Origin of the sequence: Candidatus Nitrotoga sp. 1052 (assembly GCF_927312905.1) — a bacterium.
GTDB lineage: Bacteria > Pseudomonadota > Gammaproteobacteria > Burkholderiales > Gallionellaceae > Nitrotoga.
Genome location: NZ_CAKMHQ010000034.1, coordinates 30,786 through 46,657, shown reverse-complemented (window position 1 = coordinate 46,657; position 15,872 = coordinate 30,786). Strand labels below are relative to the sequence as shown.

Below are 15,872 nucleotides of genomic sequence, written 5' to 3'. Positions count from 1 at the left end.
ATCATGGTGGCGAAGTTCAGTGAAGTGCGGTGGAATAAATCAGTGTTTCCTTAACCGCATATTTTACCAAAATTATTAATCTCATTCACTACAGAGTTGAATCCGCCTCACCTCATAGCTTGTACGCATTGACTTCCCTTCTCATTCAGAGAGTGAAATACACCGTAAAACCCGCTTTATTCGTCGTGTTGTGTTCTTCCAGATTGCTGATAATCGCTATAGTCAGTGGAGTAATAAGTCATGTCAGAAGACAGCGATCTCGAAAAAACGGAACAACCCTCACAGCGGCGCCTGGATCAGGCCCGTGAAGAAGGTCAGGCAGCGCGTTCGCGCGAATTGTCTACTTTCTCTGTGCTGTTTGCAGGTGGTGCCGGGCTATGGTTGATGGGTTCTGCACTGTCTGCGCAACTAACCAAGCTGTTGCGTGACGGCCTGACTCTTGATGCCACACTGGCTTTCAATGCCGATTTGCTATTGCCACGCTTGCACACGCTGTCTCTGGAAGTTCTTGTGGCATTTCTGCCTTTTCTATTGTTGCTGCTTGTTACTGCCGCGCTGTCCCCTCTATTGCTTAATGGCTGGATATTCAGCTTGAAGCCGCTACAACCCGACCTTTCAAAACTCAATCCGATCGCAGGTATAGGCCGCATGTTCTCGATTAATAGCCTGGTCGAACTTGGCAAGGCTATTGCCAAATCGCTGGTGGTAGGTGGAATAGGAGCGTGGGCTATCTGGCACAACAAGGACTCGGTGATGATGTTGGTAGCGGAACCGTTAATTGCTGCCTTGCCTCATCTAGGCTATCTGTTGTGGATGAGCTTCGTCACTATTATGGGTGGCATGTTTCTGATTGCGTCAGTGGATGTCCCCTTCCAGTTGTGGGAACACAACAAAAAATTGAAGATGACCAAGGAAGAGGTGCGTCAGGAAGCCAGGGAATCCGAGGGTGATCCACAGGTCAAGGGACGCATTCGCAGCATGCAGCGCGAAATGGCACGCCGCCGCATGATGGCGAACATTCCGACTGCCGACGTGGTGGTGACCAATCCTACACACTATGCCGTAGCATTGAGTTACAGCGAAAAAGGGATGGGCGCGCCTGTCGTGGTGGCCAAAGGATCCCATCTGCTTGCTGCACGCATCCGTGAAATTGCCATAAAGAATAATGTGCCTATCCTTGAAGCACCACCACTGGCGCGCGCCTTGCACAAGCATACCGAGTTGGGGCAGGCCATCCCCGAAGCGTTATACAACGCCGTAGCGGAAGTATTGGCCTACGTTTATCAATTGCGCCGTTATCGCCAAGGTAGTGGTGTCATGCCGGATGCTCCACATGACTTGCCGGTGCCGCCACAACTTGATCCCGCATCTGATGGAGAAGGATCTATATGATTAACTTATTGACCATACAAAATTTAATCAAGCGTATTGGTTTGCGCAGCATGGCTGGGCCTGTGCTGATCGTAATGATTCTGGCGATGATGGTGTTGCCGCTGCCGCCATTTCTGCTTGATATTTTGTTTACCTTCAATATTGCACTGGCTGTTATGGTATTGCTGGTAAGCATGCACACCGTCAAGATTCTGGATTTCGCTGTATTCCCAACCGTCCTGCTGATTACCACACTGCTGCGCCTTTCGCTCAACGTGGCTTCCACTCGTGTGGTGCTGCTGGAAGGCCATACTGGCCCTGGAGCTGCGGGCAAAGTGATTGAAGCATTCGGCCATTTCCTGGTGGGCGGCAATTACGCAGTCGGCATAGTAGTGTTCATCATTCTGGTGGTGATTAACTTTGTGGTGATTACCAAGGGTGCAGGACGTATCGCTGAGGTGGGAGCACGCTTCACATTGGATGCGATGCCTGGCAAGCAGATGGCGATTGACGCCGACCTTAATGCCGGGCTGATTGGCGAAGAAGAGGCGCGGCGGCGGCGTGCTGCTATTTCGCAGGAGGCGGATTTCTATGGCTCAATGGATGGAGCCAGCAAGTTCGTGCGTGGCGATGCGGTAGCGGGCATTATCATCATTTTTATCAATGTCATCGGCGGATTGATCATTGGCGTATTCCAACACAACCTGGACATAGCTACTGCCGCCAACAATTATACCCTGCTAGCCATCGGCGATGGTTTGGTGGCGCAAATTCCGGCACTTGTTATTTCTACCGCCGCCGGCATGATGGTGAGCCGTGTATCCACTGAAGAGAATATCAGCCAGCAAATCGTTGGGCAGTTATTTAGCCAACCGCAGGTGCTGATTTTAACTGCGGGCATCATCGGCATGCTGGGTCTGATTCCTAACATGCCGCATTTCTCTTTCTTGTTGCTAGCTGGCGCCCTGGGCGGTCTGGCTTATTTCATCATGCAGCGCACCAAGACAGTCGAGCAAAAGCCTGAAGCTGCAAGTATTGTGGCACCACCATCGGAAACTAATGAGGCTAGCTGGGAAGATGTGTCGCAAGTGGACATACTGGGACTGGAAGTCGGGTATCGTCTTATCGCGCTGGTTGATAAAGCACAGGACGGCGACCTATTGCGACGCATTAAGGGGATACGCAAGAAATTTACACATGACATCGGATTCTTGCCGCCTGCAGTGCATATCCGCGACAATCTCGACCTGCGCCCGAATTCTTACCGCATTACCCTGAAGGGGGTTGAAATTGGCACGGGCGATGCCTTTCCCAATATGCATCTGGCGATTAATCCCGGCAGCGTTAGCGGTGTGTTACCCGGTACTCAGACGCATGACCCGGCATTCGGCCTGCCTGCTACTTGGGTAGATACGGCAATGCGCGAGCAGGCACAGTCTATGGGCTATACGGTGGTTGATGCCAGCACGGTTATCGCCACCCATCTAAGCCATCTCATCCATACCCATTCCGCTGAACTACTGGGTCGACAGGAATTACAGCAATTGTTCGATCATTTGAGCAAACTGTCACCTAAGTTGACCGAAGATCTTATCCCTAAATTGCTGCCGCTTTCTACAGTGCAGAAGGTGATGCAGAACTTGCTCGACGAAGGAATGCATATCCGTGACATGCGTACCATATTGGAAACGTTGGCGGAGTGTGCCGCTCAGACACAGGACGCACACCATCTTACCGCCTTAGTGCGTGTCGCGCTTGGCCCAGCCATCGTGCAGCAGTTCTACCCTGCGGCGCAGGAATTGCAGGTCATCGGCATGGACAAAGAGCTGGAATATATCTTGATGCAGGCCATGCAGACGGGCGGCAGCAATTTGGCTATCGAACCCGGATTGGCCGACACTCTTCTGCGTGAGGCGCGAACTGCTGCACAGCTGCAAGAACAATTAGGGCTGCCCACGGTGCTGTTGGTGCCGGGACAGCTACGCGATTTGCTGGCACGTTTTCTGAAACGTGCGTTGCCGCAACTCAAAGTAATTTCGCATGAGGAAGTACCCGGCTTCAAGGCGGTACGGGTAACTTCAATGGTAGGAGGAAGAGCATGAACATGAAAAAATTTGTGGCCACAACTTCGCGCGAAGCATTGCGGCTGATACGCATTGAGATGGGCGCTGATGCGGTTATCCTATCCAACCGTAAGGTGGACGGTGGGGTAGAGATTATGGCGCTGGCCAACGCAGAATTTGCCCAGTTGACACATGAATCCAGGCAACCGGCTCCCATATCAGCCCGGGCAGCGATAGTTACGAAGGAGCGCGCACCTGTCGCAGTTATGGCAGAGCCTGCAATATCATCCATATCTACAATGCAACTGGAACAGCAAGGCATCCTCAGTGAGATCAAGTTCATGCGCAATATGATGCAGGAACAGATGGACTGTCTATCGTGGTCGGACAGGCAGCAGCGCGACCCTAAACGCACTCGTATGTTGCGCGATCTGCTGAATGCCGGATTTAGCCCAGCCCTGTCGCGCCAGATGATTGACAAGATGCCCGCTACGGCCAATATGGAATGGGTGCGTCGAGTGCTGGGAAACAACCTGCGTATCGCCACGAAGCAAGAAGATTTAATCGTGCGCGGCGGCGTGGTTGCACTGGTAGGTCCCACCGGCGTTGGAAAAACCACCACCACTGCCAAGCTGGCGGCACGTGCAGTGGTTCGATATGGAGCAGACAAGGTGGCATTACTTACCACCGACAGCTATAGAATTGGTGCGCATGAACAATTGCGCATTTATGGCAAAATACTCGGTGTGACAGTACATACAGTGCGCGATACCGAAGATTTACGTCTCACCTTGTCCGGCCTGAAGCAAAAACATTTGGTGCTGATTGATACCATCGGTATGGGGCAGCGCGATAGTCGCATGGCAGCCCAAGCCGAAATGTTCAATGCTACTGGAGTGCAACGTCTATTGTTGCTTAATGCCACCAGCAGCGGCGACACCCTAAATGATGTGGTGTGCATGTACAACGGCGCAGGGGTAATTGGTTGCATCCCCACGAAACTGGACGAAGCGGTAACCTTTGGTACGGTACTGGATGTAGCAATGCGCCACAAATTGACATTGCACTACATAGCCAATGGACAACGTGTGCCGGAAGACTTGCACGAAGTGAACATGGAGTATCTGTTGCATCGCGCCTTCAAACAATCTGCTAAAGAGGCTCCGTTCGCTTTGCATGAGCTGGAATTCCCTGCGCTGATGGCGGGAGTAGGTGCGGCACCTGTAATGCGGGAGGAATATGCAACTTGAACGCATAACTGATCAAGCAGAAGGATTGCGCCGTCTGTTGGTTCGTGCTTCCACGCGTGTGATCACGGTGGCCGCTGCCCGCACTGGCTTCGGTGCGACCAGTGTAGTGGTGAATCTGGCTACGGCCCTGGCGCGCGCCGGTAAAGAGGTGCTTATACTGGACGAGAGCCAGTCGCACGACAATGTAAGTAACATGCTTGCGCTTAAGTCACATCATGACTTGTTGCATGCTGTACGGCGTGGAAAGACGATGCGCGAGATTATGCTGCATGATGGCTCACAGAATATACGTATCCTGCCTGTAGCACGTGCCATTCAAGCGCTGCCAACATTGTGTGCGCAGGAGCGTGAGCATTTGCTGGAAAGTTTGGCGGAAGCATCCTGTGATGTTGATGTAGTACTGGTGGATGCAACGGCATATAAGGAGTCAGATATTTCTGGTAGCCTGGCACCCAATCAGCCGCTAATGCTAGTGCTGAACTCCACTGCCTCCGCTATCACTGAAAGTTATGCCTTGATCAAGCGCATGGCCATGCAGGATGGGCGCCAGAACTTTGGGATCGTTGTTAATAAGGCATGTAATGAGCAGGCGGCACGTCTTGTATTTAGTAACGTAGCGCAGGTGGCACGCCAACATTTGCAGGTACGCGTGGAATATCTAGGTTATATTCCGTTTGATGAAAAGCTTAAACGTGCGACACAATTATGCCGCCCAGTTCTTGATGTTTTCCCGACTGCAAAGTCTGCGCTGGCATTTGGCGAACTGGGACGCAACCTGATGTTGCTGCCCGCTGCTGAGAGCGAGGAGTCAGGAGGTCTGCCCAATATGATGCAGCGATTGATTCGGCAGGTAAGTACCCTGAATTAGGGCACACGCAAATTATTGAGAAATACATGAGGCGCACCACTATAAATCAAACAACATTTTGATATGGCATCACTTAAAAAATTTTATCAATAATTTTCATCTAATTAATATATGGCGCTAGAATTCCATTCTTACGCCATGTTTTACTTAACCCGGTCATTTCCGAAAAGACAGGATCTCGTGAACTTTAAGAAAGTATTTTGAATTTTGGATTCTCGTTTCACCAAAGCCAGCCTGTTTTGAGCTTATCGAAACGAGAATGATGGCTGCTACAGTGACTCCTTTCATAATCAATGTAAATCTCAATAGCAAATATTATGTACACAGCCAGCGGATTAAGCGACAAAGAACAGTGCATCAAGGAATATGCGCCGCTAGTAAAGCGTATTGCGCATCATTTGATGCTGCGATTGCCCAGCAGCATAGTCGTAGATGACCTTATACAGGCTGGCATGATGGGCCTTTTGGAGGCAGCTGGGCGCTATGATGAGTTGCGTGGCGCGCAGTTTGAAACTTATGCCTCGCAGCGCATCCGCGGTTCCATGCTGGACGAACTGCGCCAAGCCGATTGGATGCCGCGCAGCTTGCGCCGCGATATGCGCCGAATTGAAGCGGCAATCAGCAAACTACAGCAACGCCTGGGTAAGCCGCCAAGTGAAACGGAGCTTGCTCAGGAGCTGGGCATGCCGCTGACCGAATATCAACATATGTTGTTCACGTCGCGTGGCGCACAATTAGTCTATTACGAGGATTTTCACAGCGAGGGTGAGGAGGATTTCTTTGAGCGTTATGACTTTGATAGCGATGCCAATCCGCTCGAAGTGCTGCAAGATGAACGTTTTCGCGGCGCGTTGATTCAGGCAATCGGAAATTTGCCGGAACGTGAGCGCATATTGATGGGCATGCATTATGAGCAGGACATGAACTTGCGCGAAATCGGTGAGGTGATGGGCGTAAGCGAATCGCGGGTGTGCCAATTGCACAGCCAAGCGGTAGCGCGTTTGCGCAGTTCGTTGAAAGGGCATTAATGGACAAGCTTAGCTTAGCCGGTCTGTTGCTTGGCTTGGGCGGTATATTAGGCGGGCAATTACTTGAAGGCGGCGAGCTATCCATTCTTTTTCAGGGCGCGGCTTTTCTCATCGTGTTCGGCGGCACTCTGGGTGCCGTGATGCTGCAAAGCCCACTAAATGTTTTTTTAGCAGGCATCAAAATGGGACGTTGGGTGTTCGTTACACCAACGTTATCCCCGCAGAAGTTGATTTATCAGATTACCGCTTGGAGTAGACAGGCGCGCAAGGATGGAATACTTGTTCTGGAACCACACATTGCCAGGAGCAGCGATTCATTTGTGAAAAAAGGACTTCAACTGCTGGTGGATGGCAACAGTGCGGAAAAAATTCGAGAAGTACTGGAGGTAGATAATCATACGTATGAACAATTGCGATTCCAGTCTGCGCGTGTATGGGAATCAGCAGCAGGTTATGCGCCGACTATCGGCATTCTAGGCGCTGTACTTGGGTTGATTCATGTCATGCAGAGTCTTGGCGAACCGTCAAAACTGGGAGCAGGTATTGCGGTTGCGTTTATTTCTACCATTTACGGTGTGGGACTTGCGAATCTAGTTTTTTTGCCCATGGCCAATAAATTGAAAATGTTGATTCTGCAACAGATAGTGATGCGTGAAATATTGGTAGATGGACTGATAGCCATTGCTAGTGGCGAGAGTCCGCGTTTCATCGAGAGCAAGTTGCAGGGATTTATTCCTTAAGCCATGGCACGCCGGGTAAGACATAAAGAACATGAGAACCATGATCGTTGGCTGATCTCATATGCCGATTTTATCACGCTGCTATTTGCTTTCTTTGTAGTGATGTATGCAATTTCTTCGGTGAATGAAAGTAAATATCAAATGTTCAGTGCCTCATTGACTTCCGCATTTGGTAAACAGATAGTCAAATCCGAAGCAATTGTTCCAACCAGCGAGCAGGACTTATTGCTGAAATCCCTAGTGGACAGGAGGAACGCCAAGTTAGTCGAACAACAGCAGGAAGCCATGCAGGACATCGCCAAAAAAATCAATCAAGTCATGAACGCATTGGTTAAAAATGGCCAGGTCAGCGTGATGCAGACTAATCGCGGTGTAGCGGTGGAAATCAATGCTAGCGCGCTATTCAATCAGGGGGATGCAGTATTACAAGGCGGTGCAATAAACACTCTGGCCGAAGTGGCGAAGGTGCTGTCGCAAGTCGACCTGGCCATTGAGATCGAAGGACATACCGATGACATCCCCATTAACACTCAGCAATTTCCATCCAATTGGGAGTTGTCTTCTGCACGTGCCAGTAGCGTAGTGCGCTTATTTATCGGACATGGGTTAATGTCAAGGCATTTGAAAGCGATAGGTTCGGCTGCCAACTATCCAGTTACATCCAATGACACGGCGGAAGGGCGCGCGCGAAATCGCCGGATTACGGTGACGATATTATCACCTGCATCCGGGCAATCAGCGCAAGCGCCTAACTCATTTGAGCAATACAGGAAATAACCGAGTACATTGGGATGTTTTACAACCGGCAGCGGAAGCAGGCCCGCCTTAGCTACTTGTCACCCGCTGCTTTCACGCAACAATATACAGTAACTATCCTTGAAGGTATTGGCGATGGAACGAGATTTTATCAATGGCTACCAAGCTGGCAGTTGGGGCTCGCGTGGCACTTATTACCATCTGTTCGACCGTGATGACGATTTCTGGCGTCATTCCTTGAATCCAAATGTCGCTGATTTACAGGCCTACTGACCAACGTGCACCATTTACTTGCGGGTGATATCGGTGGTACCAAGACATTGTTGCAAATCAGTGCAACAAACGGAGCGCGCGCACCAATACTACAAAAATCCTATCCCAGTGCAAATTACGCCGGGCTAATAGAAATTTTGGACGATTTTTTACGTGAGGCAGGCACGGTGGATATTGCCGCTGCCTGCTTTGCCTTGGCTGGTCCCGTTTCCGGCAGGCGAGTAAAGCTAACAAATCTGCCGTGGGTAGTTGATGCTGACACGATTGCCGCACACTTTGCCATTGGCCGTATCTCCCTGATTAACGATTTCGAGGCCGTGGGGCTTGGCATTGCGGCATTGCAGCCAACTGATCTGCTTACCCTTCAGGCAGGCGAACCGCAAGCACAGGGAGTGCGCATAGTGGCCGGTGCAGGTACCGGCTTAGGAGTGGCTTGGCTCTCTTGGCAGGATGGCGGCTATGCCATACATCCATCGGAAGGTGGGCATATGGATTTCGCTCCCACCGATAATACTCAGTATGAGCTATTACGTTATTTGCAACAGCGCTACGCTCATGTCTCCTATGAGCGCATCGTCTCTGGCCCCGGGCTGGAAGCGATTTTCGACTTTCTGCGTGACAGCGGTCGAGCCACGCCTTCAACACAGCTGTTTACTGCAATGCGCGAAGGTGATGCCGCAGCAGCGATAAGCCGGTTTGGCCAGCAGATCGATGAACCCATCGCACGCATGGCGCTGGATATGTTCGTCCAAATTTATGGTGCGTTCGTGGGAAATATAGCGCTGGCTCTGTTGCCGCGTGGTGGTGTCTATGTAGCTGGCGGGATTGCGGCAAAAATCATTACAACTCTGCAACAAGGAGCGTTCATGCGCACCTTTCGAGACAAAGGCCGTTACGTGGAATTGCTCAACACCCTGCCGCTGCACATCGTGACTAATGCACAAGTCGGCTTGCTCGGTGCCAATTTGGCAGCACATCAACTAGCTTAAAGATACATTACGATACGTCTTAATTCGTTTCATCAGACCAGGCAATTTTGCACCTGGTTTTTCTAATCCCATTTTTCTTTCTTGATTATTGATGACTCAGTTGCATCCTTTGAGTGTACGTTTACTGCAATCTGGTTAGCGTGTGCCAAATCGTCCAGCGTGTTAATGTTAGTAAATGCAATTGCATCATCTAATACCGCTTCGCTCAAATGTAAGGTTTCTAGCCAGCTATTTACTTTGCGCCCACCCGAATTCAGATAGGCATCAAGTTTGGGAAGTACGTTTTTGTGATAGAGGGCAATAGTAGGCTGCCGCTTCCCAGCAACAACTGCCACAGAGGCCTCCACCGTAGTTGTTGTGCTAACTGCTTTATATAAGCGGGCAATCAAATCGTCTGGCAGGAATGGTGTGTCACAAGGAACACTCGCAACCCAATCATTGCGTGCAAGTCGTAGTGCGGACTGCAACCCGGCAAGCGGTCCAGCCCAATTCGGGGTCTGATCGGCAATGACAGGATAGCCGAAGCACAAATAATCATCGTGCTCATCGTTCGCATTAATCAAAACCTCTTCACTTTGGCGGCTGACCGAATCTAATACCCAGTCAATTAACGCTCGTCCACGCAAGGGTTGCAAACCCTTTGCGCCGCCGATACGAGTACCTAATCCCCCTGCCAGAATTACAGTGGTTATCGCGGGCCGTGCTGGTTCAAGAAGCCTCTCAAATTTAACCCAAGAAGTTCTCATGACATATTGCGATTTAGTACCAATGACATAAATTATGTTTTTTAAATAAGATATTCAGTTGGAGTGACAAGCAAATATTATTATTGCAAAATTATTATTAAGAAAAACAATCGCCCCGCCGAGAAGTGGACCCGGTTGTCCTGCAAATAATTTTGGTTACTGCTTATTCATACTGACAGATTTAATATATTCTTGGGTCTCAGCTGTAGTCGTTTCCTCAGCAAGTAAGCCATATTTATTTTTAATCGTGATATCTGCGCCATGTTCAATTAAAATTTTTGCTGTATCTAAATTATTAGCGCAATGTAAAGCGGTATTCCCCTTTTTATAAATCCCTCCTCTTGACAATGTACCTCCTCGTGCAAGCTGAATATTCGGGTTGGCACCCGCAATCAATAAGCGTTTGGCGACTTTTGGATGATTAACCCATAAATGTAAAGGCGTAAAACTATCTTTATCTTTCAAATTGAAACTAGCACCGCAATCAATTAAAAATATGGCAATATTGGGATCATCAACCTCGAATAATGGAGTACGATTATTATTATCTAAAATATTAAGGTCAGCTCCACCATCAATTAACAGTTTAGCTGCGTCTATACTTGCAACATAATGCAAGGGCGTTTTACCCAGAAAATCACGAATATTCAAATCCGCACCCTGTTTTATTGCGCTCTCCATTTCCTCTAAATCGTTGTCCCATGTCGCTGCCATCAGGGCATCATTATCTTTAACCGCTAAGAGAGCGTTATTATCTTCAGAACGAACAATACCAGCTGCTTTTTTTGCAGCAATTGCTCCTGCATCTTCCTCTAATAAAATTGCTTTAGCTTTTCCAAAGAGAGGATTATTTTCATCTGCTAATTTTTGTACTACTTTTGGCAATATTGCCATGAAAAAATCTCCTGATGAAATATTATTAAATAGCAATGACAGCTACCTGGTGAGCAGCTTGCTTTGCGTAATTCCCAATTATTTACGTAAATGTCTATCAATAATCATACTTAAATATAATAAGTCTCTTTGTATAATTCCGCAATTAACGAGTCTTGTTGGTAGTGGTTCAGCATGAAAAAAGCTTATGGTAGCATGTGCGTGCTTTAAAAATAGTATGACCGCCTCCCCGCTAAAAGGAATCCATGAGACGTCTGATGTGTGAAAACGACCTCTATGCATGACACAGACGTCGCTTCAGAGCCACAACTGACTCAAAGCACAGGCCTGTGGAATGATCTGCTGGATATGGATCGTTAACTACCCCCCTGTATCAGGCCAGTTGTCGCCTCAAAATTTAACTATGAGGCATGGAGGCAACAATGGAAATACGTTACTCAAAAGCATTTATCGAGCAGGCGTTATTCAAGGTCTATTCTCGAGGCGATCGGACGGTGAAGTCGGTCGCGGTAGAATTGAACATCAATCGTCACATGTTAAAAAATTGGATGAAAAGAAAAGGAACGAGTGCTGTTGGCGTGTCGGTCAAAAAAGAGCGACGCCCGCATTGCGCGCCGTGCGCGGACGACCAGGGCGCGTCGCATCTTGAAACAGTCCATCGACGCCAGCGGCGAGGAAGCGCGCCCGCCAGCGCGCTGCAACTCGGCGACCAATGTCAAGCTTCTGCGCGATGTCCTTGTCCGTCATCCCGGCCGCAGCCAACAGCACGATGCGACTGCGAATTTGAACGCGCGCTTCAACACGTTTGCGCTTGGAAAGAACTCGCAGGCGGCGATTATCGTCGGAACTCAACTGGATTGGCTTGGCAACACGCATGGCACTGACCTCCTCGGCAATAAGCTTTTAGAGGTCGAGCCTTCATATAAATTCTATTATTTATGGTGCGCTACACTAGTAGAGGGTGTAATGAATTTCGTGTTTACAAGTCACAGCTAAATCCACGAAACCGACAAGCTAAATTTCTGAAGCATTCGTCGAACAAAATGGCGAACTTGATTTTAGTGGTGCGGCCAGAGCTATTCGAACGCCCTACCCCTTAGTTTGCTAAGCTTGTATGGTGATGTAACTTAAATTATATTGCACTAAACTATGCCGCTCGCTCCTTATTTTGGACTGTACTGTCAGGTAGTTATCCATCAATTCACCTACGCCTCCATGATTTATGCTGTAGGTTTGTCTCTATAGGTGCAATCCGGTGGAACTATTTCAGCATTTCCTTATCTATAGTTTAGTATAGCGCAAGCTATCCCACGTTTTTCCTCCTTGAACGTGAAGTCTTAACCTCTCCCATTAGTTAAGACATTTGCCCCTGTTCCCATTAGGTTCAGGGGCATTTTTTTACAGGGCGTGTTCTACTGGATTTTGGCACCATCAGAGAAACTAAAACGAGAATTAGAGTATTAATTCACGCTCTACAACCGGCATAGACGTTATACCGAGCCAGGTAAAATCTACAAGATGAACCAATATTGGAGGATGAGTGATGTTTAATAAAAAAATAGTCATGGAAACGCTTGATTGTTTACCAAATAAATACCCGGAAATGCTTGAGAAACGATTCCCTCATGTCCTTAATAAAATCATCGAACTCTGGAATTCACCTCATTGCGAAGCCTATTTCACCGACCTGTTGCAACCAAATGGCCGTGGTGGTGGAAGACTGAATCGGGATGGCTTCCCAGATGAAGCATGGCAGGAAATTTTTCAACTGAACGTGCTTTTTTGGATGCGCCGGTCTAGATTTGACGACAGTCCGAGCTATTAACGATGAAGTAAGTTTCTGGGTTCCATCTAGAAGCACCCTTCAAGCAGTTTCTATGCCCGAGTCAGCTTGCCTTTCTTTACCTTGACACGATCTCCTACCTGATAGCTAGTTTTAGAAGAATACTTGAAAGTCTTACTCGAACCGTCCTCCATCTCTACAAGGACGTGATATCTGGTTCCAGATTTTGATTTTTTCTCAACCTGATGGCCGACATAAGCGCCGCCTACAACCCCCCCAATGGTCGCCAAATCCTTACCTCTTCCCCCTCCAACTTGGTGGCCCACTACACCGCCCAATACTCCACCTGTGACAGCGCCAACACCGCTTCCCTGCCCTTCAATTTTTATGGTCTTCACATCTGTGACCGTACCGCACTCATTGCAAGCTGCTTGAGCTACTTGGCTAAAATAAGCGGTGGTGAGAAAGATGGATATGACCATTGTGATTCGAGCTGAAAGGTAATATTTGGAACGTTTCATGATTCCTCCATAAATTTTTTGGTTAAGATAAAAAAACATAACATAACAACGTATCATTAGCACATATAAAATTCATCCGAGCAAGTGTTGGATAGTGTATCCATGATTACTTTAACTTTTGTTATCGGCATCCTTAATTTTTAGTTGAGGGTGTGGCTTTTTTCGTGAAACTGTTGATCACAGATTTCGTTTATTTTCCGAGTCACCTACCGGAAATGATTTCCCCTTATAATAAATATTATTCATTTTGCGGATGCGTGCATTGAAGTATAGGGCGAATGACTGAATTCACAGTAACCGCATTATTTCCATTTAAACGAACACTTATGACGCCAAAGAATAGTAAGCTGGACAAAATTGTACTTGATGCACGTCAGAATGCAGAGAAGCGGGCTATGGGATATCGAGAGCAAGCACTCAAGATGTATCCTTGGGTTTGCGGTCGTTGTGCCCGTACCTTTGCCCGAGAGAATCTTCAATTATTAGAAGTCCACCACAAGAATAATAACCATGACCATAATCCTCCGGATGGTAGTAACTGGGAGCTTTTATGTACCTATTGCCATGAAAATGAGCACTCTCGGATAAAGGACTCAACAGGTCGTTCCGCTGCTCAAAACCCAGAATCACTGGCTACCTTTAATCCTTTCGCAGACCTTAAAAATATCTTAAAAAAATGATATATGGCATTTATCAAAATGCGGCAGCAGCCTTTCATAATGGTTCTATTGTATTAACTATGAAGGCCGGACTTTCTGTGAGCCTATTTGGCGCTCAGTAAATCGTAACGGTGTCGCCTTCCGTCGGTCTCGGGGAATATCAATCTTAGTAGCTCTGCACTTAAAAAACACCTCCTAATCTATTGATTTTTTTTAGTATATTAGGCGACCTGTTCCCATACGACGAGTTTCATTCCCATCTTTTCGGCGCGCTGGACCAGATGCCGCAGCACTCGCTCGCGATAGCGCTCCTCAAAGCAGTTCTGACCTTGATCGGTGTATTCCTCGCCCTTGGTGAGCATTGTGGATAAGCCGCGCCTGTTTGTGCACAGCTGCCCGCTATATCATTTGTTCATTCGTATCCGAATGCGCCATGAAAAATCCCCCTTTGTGTTGAAGCAAAGGGGGATTCCGGGAAACGAATATTATTATATATACGGATCAAAAATGTCTGTGATACCTCATGATTGCTCACACTCACATCATAATTATTATATTTATTTACCCCTCAGTATCCATTGAAGGCCGTATAAACAAATCAGCCCGCCAGTACTTTTTGCGCTGCAGCTACTGCCACGCCATGCTGAACCGGTGCCTTCATCCTGCCTAACACGTCATCCAGCGCACCGAGGCATACCAAAATATTGCTCTGATTGCTGGCGTAACCCATCAAGCCTATGCGCCACACCTTGCCTGCCATTACGCCCAGACCCGCGCCAATTTCCAGTTGATAATCGTTTAGCAGGGTGGAGCGCACGGCGGCATCGTCCACACCATCTGGAATAGTAAGGGCATTCAATTGCGGCAGACGTTCAGATTCTGGCACCACGAACTTCAATCCCATTGCTTCCAGGCCGGCGCGCAGGGCAAGGTGATTTTTAGTATGACGAGCCCATGAATTTTCCAGGCCTTCTTCCTGCAATATCACCAATGCTTCGTGCAGGCCATATAGTGCGTTGATCGGTGCGGTGTGGTGGTAGGCGCGTTTGGTTGAACCGCCCCAATAGCTCATGACCAGATTCAAATCCAGGAACCAGCTTTGTACTTTGCTCTTGCGAATCTTGATTTTCTCCAGCGCGCGCGCACTGAAGCTGACTGGGGATAGCCCTGGCGTGCAGGAGAGACATTTTTGCGTGCCGGAATAAATAGCGTCTATTTCCCATTCGTCGACCTTGAGTGGCGAGCCGGCGAGTGAAGTGACTGCGTCCACGATGGCCAAGCAACCATGTTTATGAGCAAGCGCCACCAAGGTTTTAGCGTCAGACAGGGCACCTGTGGAAGTTTCTGCGTGCACAAACGCAATGATCTTGGTATCAGGATTAGCCTTGAGTGCATCTTCAACTTTTTGTGGGTCGACTGCGCGTCCCCAATCGTCCTGCACCATCACTGCAATACCGCCGCAGCGCTCAACGTTTTCCTTCATACGTCCGCCGAATACGCCGTTCTGACATACGATGACTTTGTCGCCGGGTTCCACCAGATTAACGAAGCAGGTTTCCATTCCGGCCGAGCCGGGGGCGGAAACGGGCATAGTCAATTCATTTTTAGTCTGAAAAGCGTACTTCAACAGCTCTTTCATTTCGTCCATCATGGTTACGAACACTGGATCAAGATGGCCGATAGTGGGGCGCGACAATGCCTCCAGTACACGTGAGCTGACATCCGAAGGGCCTGGGCCCATCAGAATGCGTTGCGGGGGATGGAACGATTTTATTGCCATGCTTTTTCTCCTTGCGGGTTGCGATTCGTTAAATCCGGCATTTTAACTTTTTTCACTGCTTTCAGGGCGCCTCTAGAAATTCAAGTTTCTAAGCAAGACAAGGCACGACTAAAAAAATTTGAGTGCGGCATATAGTTAATATGTAAGCGAT

Annotated in this window: 17 protein-coding genes and 2 pseudogenes; 13 read left to right on the top strand and 6 right to left on the bottom strand. The window is 48.4% G+C overall.

Going from position 1 to position 15,872, the window contains the following annotated elements:
- Positions 1-240 precede the first annotated feature (240 nt).
- From flhB to MJ768_RS07795, 10 genes and pseudogenes are all read left to right on the top strand, one after another.
- Positions 241-1,392, top strand: a complete 1,152-nt coding sequence (gene flhB, locus MJ768_RS07840) for a flagellar biosynthesis protein FlhB (protein ID WP_239289908.1) — start codon at positions 241-243, stop codon at positions 1,390-1,392.
- The gene (gene flhA / locus MJ768_RS07835) at positions 1,389-3,473 is read left to right on the top strand and encodes a flagellar biosynthesis protein FlhA (RefSeq protein WP_239289907.1); all 2,085 of its coding nucleotides are present in this window, start codon (positions 1,389-1,391) and stop codon (positions 3,471-3,473) included. Before flhB ends, flhA begins: the two co-directional genes overlap by 4 nt.
- Positions 3,470-4,684: a flagellar biosynthesis protein FlhF gene (flhF, locus tag MJ768_RS07830; protein ID WP_239289906.1), complete on the top strand. Its 1,215-nt coding sequence runs from the start codon at positions 3,470-3,472 to the stop codon at positions 4,682-4,684. The genes flhA and flhF overlap by 4 nt, the downstream gene beginning before the upstream one ends.
- The gene (locus MJ768_RS07825; protein ID WP_239289905.1) at positions 4,674-5,552 is read left to right on the top strand and encodes a MinD/ParA family ATP-binding protein; all 879 of its coding nucleotides are present in this window, start codon (positions 4,674-4,676) and stop codon (positions 5,550-5,552) included. Before flhF ends, MJ768_RS07825 begins: the two co-directional genes overlap by 11 nt.
- 317 nt (positions 5,553-5,869) lie before the next feature.
- On the top strand, positions 5,870-6,580 hold the full coding sequence (locus MJ768_RS07820; RefSeq protein WP_239289904.1) for an RNA polymerase sigma factor FliA: 711 nt from the start codon (positions 5,870-5,872) through the stop codon (positions 6,578-6,580).
- Positions 6,580-7,320, top strand: coding sequence for a flagellar motor protein (locus tag MJ768_RS07815; RefSeq protein ID WP_239289903.1), 741 nt, complete (start codon positions 6,580-6,582; stop codon positions 7,318-7,320). Before MJ768_RS07820 ends, MJ768_RS07815 begins: the two co-directional genes overlap by 1 nt.
- A gap of 3 nt (positions 7,321-7,323) precedes the next feature.
- The gene (motD, locus tag MJ768_RS07810; RefSeq protein WP_239289902.1) at positions 7,324-8,097 is read left to right on the top strand and encodes a flagellar motor protein MotD; all 774 of its coding nucleotides are present in this window, start codon (positions 7,324-7,326) and stop codon (positions 8,095-8,097) included.
- A pseudogene (locus MJ768_RS07805) lies at positions 8,082-8,183 on the top strand (IS3 family transposase); the annotation flags it as partial. The gene motD and the pseudogene MJ768_RS07805, both read left to right, overlap by 16 nt.
- A 28-nt stretch (positions 8,184-8,211) precedes the next feature.
- On the top strand, positions 8,212-8,349 hold the full coding sequence (locus MJ768_RS07800; protein WP_239289901.1) for a hypothetical protein: 138 nt from the start codon (positions 8,212-8,214) through the stop codon (positions 8,347-8,349).
- Positions 8,350-8,354: 5 nt separating this feature from the next.
- A complete protein-coding gene (locus MJ768_RS07795) occupies positions 8,355-9,338 on the top strand; it encodes a glucokinase (RefSeq protein ID WP_239289900.1) in 984 nt (327 codons plus the stop codon).
- 62 nt (positions 9,339-9,400) lie between these two features.
- On the opposite strand, the gene mobA is transcribed toward MJ768_RS07795, so the two are convergent.
- Together mobA and MJ768_RS07785 are read right to left on the bottom strand one after the other, a co-directional pair.
- Positions 9,401-10,084, bottom strand: coding sequence for a molybdenum cofactor guanylyltransferase MobA (gene mobA, locus MJ768_RS07790; protein ID WP_239289896.1), 684 nt, complete (start codon positions 10,082-10,084; stop codon positions 9,401-9,403).
- 156 nt (positions 10,085-10,240) lie between these two features.
- Positions 10,241-10,978 (bottom strand): ankyrin repeat domain-containing protein, encoded by a 738-nt coding sequence (locus MJ768_RS07785; RefSeq protein WP_239289894.1) that lies wholly within the window; start codon positions 10,976-10,978, stop codon positions 10,241-10,243.
- Positions 10,979-11,388: 410 nt separating this feature from the next.
- Between MJ768_RS07785 and MJ768_RS15390 the strand changes: the two are divergent.
- Positions 11,389-11,529: pseudogene (locus tag MJ768_RS15390) on the top strand (transposase); the annotation flags it as partial.
- A 34-nt stretch (positions 11,530-11,563) separates the two neighbouring features.
- On the opposite strand, the gene MJ768_RS07780 reads toward MJ768_RS15390, so the two are convergent.
- The gene (locus tag MJ768_RS07780; protein WP_239289892.1) at positions 11,564-11,830 is read right to left on the bottom strand and encodes a helix-turn-helix domain-containing protein; all 267 of its coding nucleotides are present in this window, start codon (positions 11,828-11,830) and stop codon (positions 11,564-11,566) included.
- 691 nt (positions 11,831-12,521) lie between these two features.
- Between MJ768_RS07780 and MJ768_RS07775 the strand changes: the two genes are divergently transcribed.
- The gene (locus MJ768_RS07775) at positions 12,522-12,803 is read left to right on the top strand and encodes a hypothetical protein (protein ID WP_239289890.1); all 282 of its coding nucleotides are present in this window, start codon (positions 12,522-12,524) and stop codon (positions 12,801-12,803) included.
- 50 nt (positions 12,804-12,853) lie between these two features.
- Here the strand turns inward: MJ768_RS07775 and MJ768_RS07770 are convergent, their stop codons facing one another.
- Positions 12,854-13,282 (bottom strand): glycine zipper 2TM domain-containing protein, encoded by a 429-nt coding sequence (locus tag MJ768_RS07770; protein ID WP_239289888.1) that lies wholly within the window; start codon positions 13,280-13,282, stop codon positions 12,854-12,856.
- 278 nt (positions 13,283-13,560) lie between these two features.
- On the opposite strand from MJ768_RS07770, the gene MJ768_RS07765 reads away from it, so the two are divergent.
- Positions 13,561-13,962 (top strand): YajD family HNH nuclease, encoded by a 402-nt coding sequence (locus MJ768_RS07765; protein ID WP_256449841.1) that lies wholly within the window; start codon positions 13,561-13,563, stop codon positions 13,960-13,962.
- A gap of 200 nt (positions 13,963-14,162) precedes the next feature.
- Here MJ768_RS07765 and MJ768_RS07760 read toward each other — a convergent pair whose 3' ends face one another.
- Both MJ768_RS07760 and MJ768_RS07755 read right to left on the bottom strand, forming a co-directional pair.
- Positions 14,163-14,303, bottom strand: a complete 141-nt coding sequence (locus tag MJ768_RS07760) for a hypothetical protein (RefSeq protein ID WP_239289878.1) — start codon at positions 14,301-14,303, stop codon at positions 14,163-14,165.
- A gap of 236 nt (positions 14,304-14,539) precedes the next feature.
- Positions 14,540-15,721 (bottom strand): pyridoxal-phosphate-dependent aminotransferase family protein, encoded by a 1,182-nt coding sequence (locus MJ768_RS07755; RefSeq protein WP_239289876.1) that lies wholly within the window; start codon positions 15,719-15,721, stop codon positions 14,540-14,542.
- Positions 15,722-15,872 lie beyond the last annotated feature (151 nt).

What these genes read in the sequence shown, in the direction of transcription:
- flhA (WP_239289907.1), top strand. Translation starts at nt 1,389, where the DNA reads ATGATTAACTTATTGACCATACAAAATTTAATCAAGCGTATTGGTTTG.
- motD (WP_239289902.1), top strand. Translation starts at nt 7,324, where the DNA reads ATGGCACGCCGGGTAAGACATAAAGAACATGAGAACCATGATCGTTGG.
- MJ768_RS07760 (WP_239289878.1), bottom strand. Translation starts at nt 14,303, where the DNA reads ATGCTCACCAAGGGCGAGGAATACACCGATCAAGGTCAGAACTGCTTT.
- MJ768_RS07800 (WP_239289901.1), top strand. Translation starts at nt 8,212, where the DNA reads ATGGAACGAGATTTTATCAATGGCTACCAAGCTGGCAGTTGGGGCTCG.
- MJ768_RS07785 (WP_239289894.1), bottom strand. Translation starts at nt 10,978, where the DNA reads ATGGCAATATTGCCAAAAGTAGTACAAAAATTAGCAGATGAAAATAAT.
- MJ768_RS07815 (WP_239289903.1), top strand. Translation starts at nt 6,580, where the DNA reads ATGGACAAGCTTAGCTTAGCCGGTCTGTTGCTTGGCTTGGGCGGTATA.
- MJ768_RS07755 (WP_239289876.1), bottom strand. Translation starts at nt 15,721, where the DNA reads ATGGCAATAAAATCGTTCCATCCCCCGCAACGCATTCTGATGGGCCCA.
- MJ768_RS07770 (WP_239289888.1), bottom strand. Translation starts at nt 13,282, where the DNA reads ATGAAACGTTCCAAATATTACCTTTCAGCTCGAATCACAATGGTCATA.
- mobA (WP_239289896.1), bottom strand. Translation starts at nt 10,084, where the DNA reads ATGAGAACTTCTTGGGTTAAATTTGAGAGGCTTCTTGAACCAGCACGG.
- flhF (WP_239289906.1), top strand. Translation starts at nt 3,470, where the DNA reads ATGAACATGAAAAAATTTGTGGCCACAACTTCGCGCGAAGCATTGCGG.
- MJ768_RS07775 (WP_239289890.1), top strand. Translation starts at nt 12,522, where the DNA reads ATGTTTAATAAAAAAATAGTCATGGAAACGCTTGATTGTTTACCAAAT.
- MJ768_RS07765 (WP_256449841.1), top strand. Translation starts at nt 13,561, where the DNA reads ATGACTGAATTCACAGTAACCGCATTATTTCCATTTAAACGAACACTT.
- MJ768_RS07820 (WP_239289904.1), top strand. Translation starts at nt 5,870, where the DNA reads ATGTACACAGCCAGCGGATTAAGCGACAAAGAACAGTGCATCAAGGAA.
- flhB (WP_239289908.1), top strand. Translation starts at nt 241, where the DNA reads ATGTCAGAAGACAGCGATCTCGAAAAAACGGAACAACCCTCACAGCGG.
- MJ768_RS07825 (WP_239289905.1), top strand. Translation starts at nt 4,674, where the DNA reads ATGCAACTTGAACGCATAACTGATCAAGCAGAAGGATTGCGCCGTCTG.